This window comes from Acinetobacter sp. 161(2023), assembly GCF_037027805.1.
In the GTDB taxonomy this organism is placed as follows: domain Bacteria; phylum Pseudomonadota; class Gammaproteobacteria; order Pseudomonadales; family Moraxellaceae; genus Acinetobacter.
The window spans coordinates 1-13,036 of record NZ_JAZEYD010000010.1 but is presented as its reverse complement, the minus strand read 5'-3'; the positions used below and the strand labels follow the sequence as shown (position 1 = coordinate 13,036).

The window sequence follows — 13,036 nt, the reverse complement described above, 5'->3', positions numbered from 1 at the left end:
AAGTTGCTTCAATACTCGTTTCAAAATTCATCACTTGTCACCAAAAAACAATCCAAACATCCTTTCTCTCTCATCCACCTGATCTGAGCTTAAAAGCTGAATAATTGCGCCCTCAATCATATATAAAAATAGTTTGGCATCATGAAAGGTAGCATCATTTTTTAGTTTTATGAGCTGACTATAGATTTCATTGATTAACCATGTTCGATATTTAATTGCGACTTGGTAAGCATTTGAATAAGTTAGTTTAATTTCAAAAATGGCTTTAAATAATAAATAGTACAACCCCTCTACATCGGTATGTAAAAAATAAAGTGCCTTGAGTTTATCAATTGCGCTTGGGTAGTGCATGTGCTCAGCAATTGAAACTACTTTTTCTTTCAAACGTTCTTTTTGCACGATTAAACAGATTTCAATAAACCGCTCTTTGGAGTGAAAGTAGTTATAAAAAGTCGCTTTTGTAATTTCGCACTCTTTTATAATTTTATCGATACCCACGGTATGAAATCCGTGATGATGAAACAAATGAATCGATTTATTTACGACCTGTATGGCACGTGTTGAAAGAATTAAATTTGGCATAGTTTTACCGTTTTAAAATAAATTTTTGTTGTTTCTAAATGAGATAAAAAGCCTGTGCCCTTTTTGGGAGAAAAAAAGGCACAGCAAAGCCGTAAAGACTGTGCTTGGCACATCTCAAGTTTTATTGTTGATGCAAGTTTTTTTGAGCCGTAATGACTTAAAGCCTGAAAACCTTAGGGTGACCAAGCTGCTTTAAAAGTTTTAAGCTGTGTCGTTATAGCTTTTGGCATCGAGAGCCAAGAAATAATGGATGTGCAAAGCCAACTCCTTTTTATTTGGAGTTCTGCCGACATGAATAGAAATTATGGTGGCAGAACGAAAGAGGGTTGACAGACTGGTGAAAGATATAACCAGCACACCCGAAGGTGTCCCCCTTCCGTCCTACCGCTACAAAAAGGGAGACGAGGAGTTTACACATAAGACTATTCCTCAGACGGAATAACTCTGATGCGATCTTTCATTCAGCCTGTCAAAGCCGGCTGGCAATGTAGGCCAGCAGGCAAAGGATAGTGCTCTGTCCTATTGCAGTCAAGCACACGAAATGACAATCGTATTAAAATAGATCATTAAAAAGTAAGGGTAAATAATGAGTGAGTTATTGTTAAATTGGGGTTTATAAAATGCTTATATAAGGTCAAATGGCTATGAATATAAAATTATTAATGGTGAGCTGACACCAAGTATTGAAATACCCAAAATTGGATTCTTGGGTAGAAAGGCAGAGTTCTTATATTGGGAGTTCTGCCAACATATCTTAAATTAAACATGTCAAAATCAATCAAACACTCACAACATATTGCTCTAGATTTTTTAATGCAAAATTAATCACTTGAGCAAGTTCTTCTTTTGAATATCCATCTCTTGCTTGAACAGATAATCCATGTAGAACGAGCGCGTAATATTGCCCTAAAGTTTTAGGGTCTGCATCTGCGACCAATTGACCGTCTGATTTTGCTTGAACAAATCGATCGACCAGACTTTGGCCTCGTGCAATACGCTGTGCTTTCATCCATTCCAAAACAGCTTGGTTTTCTTCGCCTAGCACACTCGCTGCTGACACCACCATGCAACCATAGGAATGGTTGGTTTGAGTGTAAAGCGCTAGTGCATCTTGAAATAATTGGTTTATTGCATCTTTAATATTTTTTTGCCTTAAAGCATTTAGTGCGAAATTACCTTCATTTTTTTCATAGTGATTTACAGCCTCTCTAAACAAAGCCTCTTTTGAGCCAAATGCTTTATAAATTCGAGCTGAGGCGATCCCCAAAACTTCAACTAAATCTGACATTGATGTGCCTTCATAGCCATGAAGCCAGAAAAAATCTCTCGCTTTTACGAGGGCTTCTTCTCGATCAAACTCTCTTGGTCTACCAGCCATAATGACCCTTTATCAAATTTAGTACGTCTTTTTATTATTATTCGAAAAAAATATTTTCACAAATAAATCAATAAGATTTATTCAAAATACTTCCGTTTTGTTTTGATTTTCAAATAAAAAGTTGTTTTTATCAAAAATTAAGCCTATTGTTTGTCGATCAACAACTAATTAGGTTTTATTATGAAAACCATCAAAGGCCCTAGTATTCATCTTGCTCAATTTAGTGATGATGTTTTCCCTTTTAACCGTCTAGAAGATATTGCTGCTTGGGCAGCAAACCAAGGCTTTGAAGCAGTACAACTTCCTGCTTGGGATAAACGTTTATTTGATGTCAATTTGGCAGCCGAAAGCCAAGATTATTGTGATGAAATATTAGGTACTTTAAGCAATCATGGCTTAAAAATTAGTGAGTTAACGACTCATATTTTTGGGCAGCTAATGGCTGTTCACCCTGCTTATGACTCAATGTGCGATAACTTTGCCCCATCTCATTTGCATGGTAATTCAGCAGCTAGAACCGAGTGGGCAAAACAGCAAATGCTCGCTTCAATTCAAGCATCTGCCCGTTTAGGTCTTAAAGATATGGGGACATTTTCTGGCTCGCTAGCATGGCCTTATGTATTTCCATTTCCCCAAAGACCGTCTGGACTCATCGAAACGGCATTTGATGAATTAGCGCGTCGCTGGCTTCCGATTTTGAATGCTTGTGATGAACAAGACGTCAACCTTTGCTATGAAATTCACCCCGGTGAAGATTTGCATGACGGCATTACATTTGAAATGTTTTTAGAGCGAACTCACAACCACCCTCGTTGCCATATTCTTTTTGACCCAAGCCATTTTGTTTTACAGCAACTGAACTATGTGGAATATCTCGATATCTATAAAGATTTCATTCGCATGTTTCATGTTAAAGATGCCGAATTTAACCCAACAGGCCGCCAAGGAATGTATAGCGGCTATCAAAGCTGGGGAAATCGAGCGGCTCGATTCCGTTCTACGGGTGATGGTCAAGTTGATTTTAAAGCGATTTTTTCAAAGTTAGCACATTACGACTACGAAGGCTGGGCCACATTAGAGTGGGAATGTTGCCTAAAAAATAAAGACGATGGCGCACGCGAAGGTGCCGAGTTCATTAAGCAAAATATTATTCATGTCACCGATAAAGTATTTGATGACTTTGCGGCTGCTCCCGTTAATCAGACTCAAATTAATCAGTTATTAGGGATTTAAGGAACCGTAAGAGAACTCAACATGAAAACTCAATTATTCAATGAAAACTCACATAACGAATTCCAACATCATTACATTCACATCGAAAGTAAAAAATTACACTACGTGACCTTAGGGGAAGGTCCAGTTGTATTACTGATTCCGGGCTGGCCGCAAACATGGTACGCGTGGCACAAAGTCATGATTGAACTGGCAAAACAGGGTTATCAAGCCATCGCTGTTGATTTACCCGGAACAGGAAATTCAGCTCCACTGGATGGAAGTTACGATACGGGGCGTATCGCTAAAATTTTATCAATGCTCATGACTGAACTTGAGTATCCAACTTATTCGGTTGTTGGTCACGACATTGGCATGTGGGTTGCCTATGCACTTGCATCTGACTTTCCTGAGTCAGTGACTCGTCTTGCGGTAACAGAAGCAGTGATTCCCGGTTTAGCGCCCGCACCACCTATTTTTGTTGAACCGAGTGAAAATATTTTTCTTTGGCATTTCATGTTTAACCAAACCCTAGACTTACCCGAAGCCTTAATCGCGGGCCGCGAAGATACTTATTTAAATTATATGTTTGATAAATGGTCGTGGCACAAAGATAAAGTGGCGACTGAAACTTATATTGAAGCCTATAAAATTCCGGGTCGTTTAACAGCGGGTTTTAATTATTATCGCTCTATTCCAGAGACCATTCGTCAAAATAAAATCAGAGAAACTAAAAGTTTAGACATGCCTGTTTTAGCCATAGGCGCTGAACATGCTACCGATAATGCGCCTTATGAAACCATGAAAAAGGTTTCACCGCATTTATCGAGTGCAATTGTAAAAGACTGCGGTCATTTCATTATGGAAGAACAGTCAGAAATATTTAGCTCGCTCATTTTAGATTTTTTGCAGCAGGAAAAAAGCCATGCCTCTACTTGCTGAAATTGAAAGCTGGCTTAAGTCTAGACCAACTACACAGGCTGCAAACTCGTTACAAGAACTCAGAGATCAAGTAAATAAAGACATTATTGATCAGCAAGGCATTCAGCATGATGCAAGCTATCAACAAAGTTTTTATGTTGCTGTTTCAGATGGTGCCGAAATTGAAGTTCGTGTTTATGTTCCCTATTCACTCGAAAATGCTGAGCAAAGGCCTGCTTTGGTTTTTGCGCATGGTGGAGGTTGGTGTCTGGGAAGTTTAGACGCATGGGACCGCTCGTGTCGGTTATTAGCAGAAACTACTCAACAGGTTGTATTTTCTGTGGACTATCGCTTGGCTCCAGAGTTTAAGTTCCCAACCCCTTTAAATGATTTTTTTACGGCATTTCGCTATATCCATGAGCACGCTTCACTATTTGGAATTGATCCAAACCGTATTGCTGTAGGTGGAGATAGCGCGGGCGCAAACATAGCGACTGCTGCATGTCTAATGGCAAAACAACACCCAGAAATTAAGGTGAGCCATCAACTTCTTTTCTACCCTGCCTTAGATGCCACGATGAGTAGCAAATCTTATGACCAATACGCCGAAGGTTATGGTTTGGAGTCATCTACAATGGTTTATTGCTGGGATCAATATGTGCCACATGAAAGTGAAAAACAGAATGAACTTGTAAGTCCGTTACTCGCGCAGTCTTTAGAGGGACTGCCTGATGCAACCATTTTTGTTTGTGAATATGACCCTGTTCGGGATGATGGCGAAAGATATGCTCAAAAACTGTGGGATGCAGGTATTCAAGTAAACTTTCATTTGTTGGAAGGAATGATTCACGGCGCGATTCACATGCTGGCAATTAGCCCCGAAAAGGTAAAATCGATCTATAGTAAAATTCACATGTAGATAGATTTATTTCCATCATTTAAGCATTTCGGTTAGTCGGACCACTCTTTAAAATTGTTTAATTAAACATTCGGAGTGGCCCAGCTTACTTTTGACTATAGATGTTGGTTATCCAAGTTCTGCTTATGACACCGTGAACTGAACTCTAGCCGCTAAATTGTCTTTTGTGACGAGCTGCAATGTTCCATTTAAAATAAGAGTAAATAATGAGTGAATTATTATTAAAGAGGGGTTTATAAAGTGGTGATTACATCATAAAAAATCCCGCAGAATATTGCGGGATTTTTGTAGTGAATTAAATTATCGATGACCACGTCCGTGGCTATGTCGATCAGACCCATGATCGCCATGTGCTTTATTGTGATAGTAACCCTTGCCATGATGTGAACCATAATAATCATGTCCATAACCATGATGTGAGCCACGATAAGCATGACCATAGCCATGATGCGAACCATGATAGGCATGATCATAATGCGAACCGTGGTAAGCATGGTCTTTTGCAAAGGTTGGGACCGCAAAAGCGATCAGTAAAGCGGTTAAAATATACTTAATGTACTTCATGATAAATTCCTTTTTATTCTAGTACCCGAATTTAAAGTAATACATAAATGCATAGCGAGGAACAAGTGATAATCTGTTAAAACCTATTGTTAAATTGAGATTTAAGTTTACGCACTAATTAAACACCCCCTAAACAGGGATATAAATATTAACCTGTAGTCCAGTTTGTGTTTCTTTATCAGTGAAACTGAAATCGATTTTTGCTCCCCAACGTGCGGCAAGCGTATTTACAATAGATAGGCCTAAACCAGAACCCACCTGCTCACCGCCAAGTATTCGGTAAAATGGATCTAATACTCGTTCTCTTTCATTCACAGGAATGCCCGGCCCATTATCTTGAATTTGCAAAATCACTTGTCGATTTTCTTGTTGTACGGACAAATCAATTCGCCCTGCCGACGGCGTATAGCGAATAGCATTATCAACCAAGTTCTTAACAACAGTCATTAGCTCTAGCTCATTGGCCCATATTTGAGCATCTGAAACGCCTTCAATACCAATATCAATCTGCTTTTCTTCTGCCAATGGCATCAGATCTTCCAATACGCGACGATAAACACCCTGAACCGAAACCCATGCTTTCGGAGATTCAACATTGGTCTGAACCTTAGCCAAAGTTAAAAGTTGCTCCAACAGGCTTCGTCCTCGTTTAATTCCCTTTTGCAACACATTCAAGCGTTCTCTAGCAACATTAGACATATCGGCATCTGACAATCTTTCAGCTTGCAAAGATAGCGCTGTCAGTGGTGAACGTAATTCATGGGCTGAGTCTGCAACAAAACGGCGCTGTGTTTCCATAGATTGTTCTACACGTGTGAACAATGAATTGATCGCAACAATAAAGGGACGTATTTCTGTTGGTAAATGAGTGCTTTCAATTGGACGTAAATCTTGTTCAGCTCGCTGGTCTATTTCATTTGAAAGTGTGGCAATAGGCCGAAACATGCTTCGGACTAAATGGGAAACAAGGAACAGCAAGACAGGTATAAAAATTAAAAAAGGCATGACTGTACGAAAGGCGCTGTCATACGCGATTTCATTTCTTAAACTCGATGGCTGAGCAACAACAATCCGGTCACCACTAATCAGTGTTTTGACCAATACACGAAAAGTTTTATCTCCAGCTTCTTGGGTGTGTAAACCATCGGGCAGTGTTGGTGATATGGGTAAAATTCCGCTTGTATCTTTATCTACACTAGACTGATTGGCTTTCAAGTGCTGGATAATGACTTGAGCCTCTGCATCACTACCGTTGAGATGAGTTATGGGTGCAAGGCTAGATGACAACTGTTTTTGGTCAATGAGCTGAGCCACTTGCCGCAAAATATCATCCTGTAACTCATGCGCTTCATCAAAAGCAAATACAAATGAACAAACCCCTGCGACCAGAGCAACAAGTAAAATTGAGACAGATAAAGTGAAGGATAATTTGAGTTGAATCGAATTATTTAGACTTTTTTTGATACCATCCATCCAGCGCCCCTAATATTTTTAATGACCTCAGTTCCTAATTTTCGTCTTAAGGCATGAATCAGATATTCAACCGCATTACTTTCAACCTCCTCTCCCCAACCATAAATACGATCTTCCAATTCACTACGGGATAAAATCGCGCCTGGTCTAAGCAGTAACGCATGAAGTAGTGCAAATTCACGGTTCGATAACTGAGTCGGAACTCCACCATCCACGGATGCTTCTTTGGTTACTGGGTCAAGTAAGACTATACCATTACCCAGTGTGGGTGTCGGATTGCCCACTTTACGCCGAAGCACAGCTCGAATACGAGCCAGCAATTCAGCCATATCAAAAGGTTTTAATACGTAATCATCTGCGCCGCTATCGAGTCCATCTAAACGATCATTGAGTCCGTCACGTGCAGTAATAATCAATAAAGGAATCGGATTGTTCTGGGCACGAATGCTTTTGAGTACGTCTAACCCATCTTTGTTTGGCAATCCCAGATCAAGAAGAATGACATCATAATGTTGACTGTTCAGAGTGCTGAGCGCCACTTGTCCATTTTTAACCCAATCTACTGCATAAGAGGCATCTTTTAAAGCACTCTGAATTGCATCACCAATCATCGGGTCATCTTCAACTAATAGTACTCGCATCGGAACTCCACTTTATATCTGTCCATTCAAATGATCATCTATATATACTTATAAATCAGCCTTGTGCTTGAAGCATATCAAAAGTTTTTAATAATTGAGTCATGGCATTTTTACAGTCAGCTTGCTTAGCTGGATCGGCACGTACTGCTGCTAAAGCTTGATCAATTGACTTATCTAGCACATGCCAATCATCTGCTGCTCTTGGTTTTAATCCAGCTTCCGCAGAATCCCACGCCAACTCTAAATCTTTAATTCGTGCTTTAGCAGCAGGTAAATCACCTTTATCAACGAATACATTGACTTCAAATGCAATATTACGAAATGAAGTTAAATCACCCAACTTAGACGCTGTATGAGCTTGGGAAGCTTGAGTACCTTGAGCATTTGCATCTGTATTTGGAGTACCAGAATGTTTAGCACATCCTACAGCTAAGGTCACAATAATTGTTGATGCAACAACTGCAAGTGGACGAATCAATGAGCGTTGTGTTTTCATAGTTTTCACCTAAAAAAATAAAGAAAATTAGTGTTTGGCTTGAACAGATTGGTTCTGTGTTACATAGGAATTAAACTGAGCTTTGGTGACTAAAATAACAATTACAGAAAGGAAAATGATGCTGGTCCACATCGCTCCCAAACCTAATCCACCATATATATGATCTTGAGTTAGGAAATCACCGAGCGCAGCACCAAATGGGCGAGTTAGAATATAGGCTATCCAGAAAGTGAGTACGGCATTTGCTCCCATACGCCACAGAATAAAACTGCCGCCAATTAATGTACCAAACAGCACAGCGCCCCAGATGAACCCTAAACCTAATGCTTCAGTTGCCAAATCTCCTGCTGCTGTACCAAGTGCAAAAGTGCACAAAATAGCAGCCCAGTAAAACAGCTCTCGTCTACGCGATACGATTTTATGAATAGATAAGGTTCGCTCAACTCGATACCAAATGAAAAAGATCACAGCGAGTGCAACTGAAAATACAGATGTGCTGAGATATAAACTGATATTTAAACCGTCCGTTAATAAATCAGTAATTTGTGTACCAACAATGCTTACCAATACAACGGTCAACCAGTAAATCCATGGTACATAGCGTTGAGTACGCAACTGAATGGTCAGGGCAATGAACAGTAAAGCCGCCATAATGGCGCACGTAATGTTCTGACCTAGGCCAGCATTCACCGCTAGGAAGTCAGCACCTGTTTCACCCACAGTGGTTGACATAATTTTAATGATCCAGAACGACAAGGTAACTTCTGGAACTTTATTCAGCCAACCACTAGTATTGGCCATTTGCAAGTTACTCATAGTGTTTTACCAAACTAAATGGACTTGCAAGCAGTTTAATAAGGCTGACTTAGCTGAAACATAGGCACATATTCTGATAAAGAATATGTGCCTTTTCTTTTTGGCTTATTTCTGGTGCTTAGATAACACACTAAATACCACTGGCATTACAATCAATACCAATGGAAACTGCACAATTAGTCCAGAAATAATAGCGATCGCTAAAGGCTGTTGCATTGCAGAGCCTTCACCCCATGCAAATGCTAAGGGCAGTAAAGTTAAAATAGCCGCCAACGTCGTCATTGCGATAGGACGCATACGATTTTTCCCAGCTTCAATCAGGGTAAACATTTGCGTTAAATGGCTTGATGGTTGATCATCTTCACTACGCATGCTTTGTTCTGACGGAGAACGCAAGTGCTGATATTCTGAAAAGAAGAAAATAGCGACCTCCGTTACAATCCCCACAATCATGGTCATACCCATCATGGCTGAAATATTCAACTCAATGCCGGTTAACCATAAACCAATAAAAACACTCGACACAGCACATAGTGGAATAAGTAATACAGAGAAAGCGATACGAAAGCTTTCATATAAAAACAGTAACAGTAAGAAAACCAGAGAAACAGCCGCAGCGAATACCACCATTAGCCCTTTAAATGCTTTTTGCTGTTCAGCATATAAACCACCCATTTCAACTCGAACATGAGCGGGTAAAAAGCCTTTCGCATTAACAACTTTTTCAACATCTGCAACAACCGAACCTAAATCTCGCCCACTGATACGCGCTGTTACTGCAACCATACGCTGCATCTGCTCACGTGTAACCTCAGACTGCCCTGCAACATGTTCAAGCGTTGCAACATCCTGCAATCGCACGATAGGGCCATTCGGTGAATGTAAGGTAAGATTTTGTAGATCCAGTAAGGTTTGTCTTTGTTCTTCTGGAACCCAGACACGGACTGGAGTTTCACCAACACTGCTGGTAGATTGCGCAATTTGCGTAGCGATCCGACCTGACATCGCATCTTGTACGGCTTGATTAATCATATCCGTGGTCAAGCCAGCCAGTGCAGCGGCTGGTGCATTGACATGAATTTCAATGGCATCACCCGCTGGAATAATGCCGGGATTGATATCTACTACACCATTTACTGTCGAAATTGCTGTAGCTGTTTTGGTGGCAACCTTTTGAAGTAGTTCAGCATCATCTGAAAATAGTTTGACTTCAATCGGTTGTGGTACAGCAGTTAAATCGCCAATTACATCTTCCATCAATTGAGCCAATTCAACATTAACACCTGGTACTTGTTGTTCAACCTCACTACGCACGCTTTCCATCACCGCCTCAATTGGCTCGCGCGGTTGCGGTTTTAAACGAACAAAAAAGTCTCCTTGATTGGGTTCAACCAGACCGCCTCCCAAACCACTCCCAGTCCGACGTGAATAGGTCAATACGTTTGGATTCTTCTGAATAATCTGCTCAACCTGATGCAATAAGCGATCTGTTTCCGTAAGCGACGTTCCCGCAGGTGTGCGGTAATCTAAAATAAAACCACCCTCATCCATGGCAGGCATAAAACCGGAACCCACCTTGGTAAACGCAAAACCACCCAATCCCAATAAGGGTAAAACCAGCAATAGCACTAACAGTGGCCGGCAAATCAATGCCTGTAGTAATTGCTGATAACGGTTCATTATTATTTCAGCAAAACGACTCGGCTGATGCGGACGTATATCTTTATCTTTAAGAAAAATATCTGCCAACATTGGCACAACAAACCAAGTCAGCAAAAAGGAAATAACCAAACCTGATGCCATTGTCAGTGATAAAGCTTTAAAGAATGCCCCAGTAATACCTGTCAAAAAAGCCAACGGAATAAAAATAACAATCGTAGAGGCTGATGAGCCAGCCAACGGGCGCAAAAATTCCTGTGCTGAAGACATAATGCCCTGACGGACTTGTTCTCGATCCGTTTGCTGTTCATCTCCCAACACGATGGCCCGCTCATGTAGGCGACGCACTAAATGTTCTACCATCACAATAGCATCATCAATAATCAGCCCGACAGCAGCAGCCATCCCCCCCAAAGTCATGATATTAAAACTCATGTTTAGATACATGAGTAAAATAGTGGTCAACGCCAGTGTTAAAGGCACCATCACGACAGCAATCAAAGTAATTTTGAAGTTACGCAAAAAAATCAGCAGTACAATGCCCGCCAATGCCATACCAATTAAAATAGCATCGAGTACACTACGTGCAGAAGCAGAGACCAACTGACTTTGATCGTACCAACTCGTCAGATGTACTCCAGAAGGTAATTGTGCTGATGCCAATTTAGCCGCCACATCTTTGACAATTTGAATGCTATTACCCGTAGGTTGCTGATAGACATTCAGTAAAACTGCATCATGACCATCGGCATTTACCCGCGTCACTTGCTGTGCTGGACGCTTACTAATAGTGGCAATATCTTTGAGTAAAACTAGGCCATCAGATCCAGATTTAACTACGACATTACCAATATCAGCTTCATCTTTAAGAGGTGTATTCGTAATTACCAAAAAGAGTTTGTACTGATCTTCTAGTCGTCCATCTGCTGTCACGACATTGGCAGAAGCCAAGGCAGTAGAGACATCATTAATGCTCAAGCCTATCGTTTGTAAGACCGCAGGATCAACCATGACCTGATATTCATCCTGTGTACCGCCTTCCACTTCAACATGTGACACCCCAGACACTGTCGCCAACATTGGTCGCAACTGTTTATAGGCAAGTACCCTCAGCTGAGATTGCGACAAAGTATCGGAGCGTAGACTATAGGCGAGAATCGGAAAAACAGTTGGATCCATACGACGTACATTAACTTGTACGCCTGCTGGCAACTTAGGCACCAATTGACCAATAGCTTGATTGACTTGTGACGTTGCCATCGACATATCGACATTCCAGTCAAAATTGACGGAAATTTCCGCACTACCACGACTGGTCACTGAACGAATATTGGTGATATTGGGTACTTGCCGAATGGCATTTTCAGCAGGAATGGTAATATTTTGCGTCATTGGTTCAACAGGGCGATCACCTGCATCAAGAGACACCACAACTCGAGGAAAGTCCACGTGTGGAAATAACGCAACAGGTAATTTGACTGATGCTGCAATACCAGCCAACCCTAAGATAATGACTAAAAACATTAAGGAACGGTAATGCCGTTGCATCCATTGCATTATGCCATCGCTTTTCTCGTCCTGACTATTTGGTGGTGGCGATACAGTCATCGAGTTTGCTCCTGTACACGCATGCCGCTCTTCAAGGTATAGTTGCCCAAGGTTACAATTTTAATGTTAGGGTCTACCTGCCCATAAATCATGCTTTCTTTATTGGTTTGTACACCTAATTGCACTGGCACACGCACTGCATGATCTTTTTTCACTTGATAAATATAATGTCCCTGTTGATCCTGCAAAACTGTATTGCGTGGTACAACCCAGCCATTTTGCCCCTTCTGTTGCAAGCTGTTTAATTGCAAGGTGGCTTTAACTGGAACACCAATACGCCAGCGTCCTGATAAACTATGTTTGAGTTGTACTGGAATATCAACACGGCCTGTCTGGGCATTGACTGCACCATCAATACGTAGGATCTTCCCTTGCAAAGATTCTGTCTGCCCTGTAGCAAGTGCTGGGCTAATGCTCACTGGCATCCCCACCCGTAAACGGTTCAGCATGTCTGGAGCAACCCCAATCACTGCTTGCGGCATTGCAGTTTTACCCAACTGCATAATTGTAGTTGCCGCAGGTACATGGTCTCCCACCTGATTACTCATGCTGTTGACCTGTGCATCAGCAGTCGCATGAATAGTTTGTGTTTTGCGTGCTCCACCCTGTTGCTGCAAAGCATTTAATGCTGCCTTAGCGTCAGTTAGAGCTTTTTCAGCAGTAGCAAGTTGCGACTGGGTCGCCAAACGTGCATTCACCAAACTGGCAACCCGTTGGCGTTCGCCTTGGGCAAATACCACGGCAGATTGTGCTTGTGTAGTATTCAT

12 protein-coding genes are annotated in these 13,036 nt (G+C 41.2%); 3 read left to right on the top strand and 9 right to left on the bottom strand.

Features of this window, described 5'->3' with window-relative positions:
* Positions 1–30: 30 nt before the first annotated feature.
* Positions 31–582, bottom strand: a complete 552-nt coding sequence (locus WA249_RS10945) for a TetR/AcrR family transcriptional regulator (RefSeq protein ID WP_442891966.1) — start codon at positions 580–582, stop codon at positions 31–33.
* Between the two features lie 778 nt (positions 583–1,360).
* On the bottom strand, positions 1,361–1,960 hold the full coding sequence (locus tag WA249_RS10940) for a TetR/AcrR family transcriptional regulator (protein ID WP_336168673.1): 600 nt from the start codon (positions 1,958–1,960) through the stop codon (positions 1,361–1,363).
* A gap of 180 nt (positions 1,961–2,140) precedes the next feature.
* On the opposite strand from WA249_RS10940, the gene WA249_RS10935 reads away from it, so the two are divergent.
* Genes WA249_RS10935 through WA249_RS10925 form a run of 3 tightly spaced genes read left to right on the top strand, consistent with a single transcriptional unit; the run spans position 2,141 to position 5,012 of the window.
* Positions 2,141–3,193 (top strand): sugar phosphate isomerase/epimerase family protein, encoded by a 1,053-nt coding sequence (locus tag WA249_RS10935; protein WP_336168672.1) that lies wholly within the window; start codon positions 2,141–2,143, stop codon positions 3,191–3,193.
* 21 nt (positions 3,194–3,214) lie between these two features.
* The gene (locus WA249_RS10930) at positions 3,215–4,114 is read left to right on the top strand and encodes an alpha/beta fold hydrolase (RefSeq protein ID WP_336168671.1); all 900 of its coding nucleotides are present in this window, start codon (positions 3,215–3,217) and stop codon (positions 4,112–4,114) included.
* Positions 4,098–5,012, top strand: a complete 915-nt coding sequence (locus WA249_RS10925; RefSeq protein WP_336168669.1) for an alpha/beta hydrolase — start codon at positions 4,098–4,100, stop codon at positions 5,010–5,012. Before WA249_RS10930 ends, WA249_RS10925 begins: the two co-directional genes overlap by 17 nt.
* Positions 5,013–5,312: 300 nt before the next feature.
* On the opposite strand, the gene WA249_RS10920 is transcribed toward WA249_RS10925, so the two are convergent.
* The 7 genes from WA249_RS10920 to WA249_RS10890 all read right to left on the bottom strand — a co-directional run.
* A complete protein-coding gene (locus WA249_RS10920) occupies positions 5,313–5,576 on the bottom strand; it encodes a hypothetical protein (protein WP_336168668.1) in 264 nt (87 codons plus the stop codon).
* A 129-nt stretch (positions 5,577–5,705) separates the two neighbouring features.
* Positions 5,706–7,049, bottom strand: coding sequence for an ATP-binding protein (locus tag WA249_RS10915; RefSeq protein WP_336168666.1), 1,344 nt, complete (start codon positions 7,047–7,049; stop codon positions 5,706–5,708).
* Positions 7,025–7,690, bottom strand: coding sequence for a response regulator transcription factor (locus WA249_RS10910; RefSeq protein WP_336168664.1), 666 nt, complete (start codon positions 7,688–7,690; stop codon positions 7,025–7,027). Before WA249_RS10910 ends, WA249_RS10915 begins: the two co-directional genes overlap by 25 nt.
* A 55-nt stretch (positions 7,691–7,745) precedes the next feature.
* Positions 7,746–8,186, bottom strand: coding sequence for a hypothetical protein (locus WA249_RS10905; RefSeq protein WP_336168661.1), 441 nt, complete (start codon positions 8,184–8,186; stop codon positions 7,746–7,748).
* Between the two features lie 27 nt (positions 8,187–8,213).
* The gene (locus tag WA249_RS10900) at positions 8,214–9,002 is read right to left on the bottom strand and encodes a COG4705 family protein (protein ID WP_336168660.1); all 789 of its coding nucleotides are present in this window, start codon (positions 9,000–9,002) and stop codon (positions 8,214–8,216) included.
* A 105-nt stretch (positions 9,003–9,107) separates the two neighbouring features.
* Complete coding sequence (locus WA249_RS10895) at positions 9,108–12,269, bottom strand: efflux RND transporter permease subunit (protein WP_336168658.1); 3,162 nt, start codon at positions 12,267–12,269, stop codon at positions 9,108–9,110.
* Positions 12,266–13,036, bottom strand: a 771-nt coding sequence (locus WA249_RS10890) for an efflux RND transporter periplasmic adaptor subunit (protein WP_336168655.1), incomplete at its 5' end; no start/stop codon positions are given. The genes WA249_RS10895 and WA249_RS10890, both read right to left, overlap by 4 nt.

What these genes read in the sequence shown, in the direction of transcription:
- WA249_RS10945 (WP_442891966.1), bottom strand. Translation starts at nt 582, where the DNA reads ATGCCAAATTTAATTCTTTCAACACGTGCCATACAGGTCGTAAATAAA.
- WA249_RS10940 (WP_336168673.1), bottom strand. Translation starts at nt 1,960, where the DNA reads ATGGCTGGTAGACCAAGAGAGTTTGATCGAGAAGAAGCCCTCGTAAAA.
- WA249_RS10935 (WP_336168672.1), top strand. Translation starts at nt 2,141, where the DNA reads ATGAAAACCATCAAAGGCCCTAGTATTCATCTTGCTCAATTTAGTGAT.
- WA249_RS10930 (WP_336168671.1), top strand. Translation starts at nt 3,215, where the DNA reads ATGAAAACTCAATTATTCAATGAAAACTCACATAACGAATTCCAACAT.
- WA249_RS10925 (WP_336168669.1), top strand. Translation starts at nt 4,098, where the DNA reads ATGCCTCTACTTGCTGAAATTGAAAGCTGGCTTAAGTCTAGACCAACT.
- WA249_RS10920 (WP_336168668.1), bottom strand. Translation starts at nt 5,576, where the DNA reads ATGAAGTACATTAAGTATATTTTAACCGCTTTACTGATCGCTTTTGCG.
- WA249_RS10915 (WP_336168666.1), bottom strand. Translation starts at nt 7,049, where the DNA reads ATGGATGGTATCAAAAAAAGTCTAAATAATTCGATTCAACTCAAATTA.
- WA249_RS10910 (WP_336168664.1), bottom strand. Translation starts at nt 7,690, where the DNA reads ATGCGAGTACTATTAGTTGAAGATGACCCGATGATTGGTGATGCAATT.
- WA249_RS10905 (WP_336168661.1), bottom strand. Translation starts at nt 8,186, where the DNA reads ATGAAAACACAACGCTCATTGATTCGTCCACTTGCAGTTGTTGCATCA.
- WA249_RS10900 (WP_336168660.1), bottom strand. Translation starts at nt 9,002, where the DNA reads ATGAGTAACTTGCAAATGGCCAATACTAGTGGTTGGCTGAATAAAGTT.
- WA249_RS10895 (WP_336168658.1), bottom strand. Translation starts at nt 12,269, where the DNA reads ATGACTGTATCGCCACCACCAAATAGTCAGGACGAGAAAAGCGATGGC.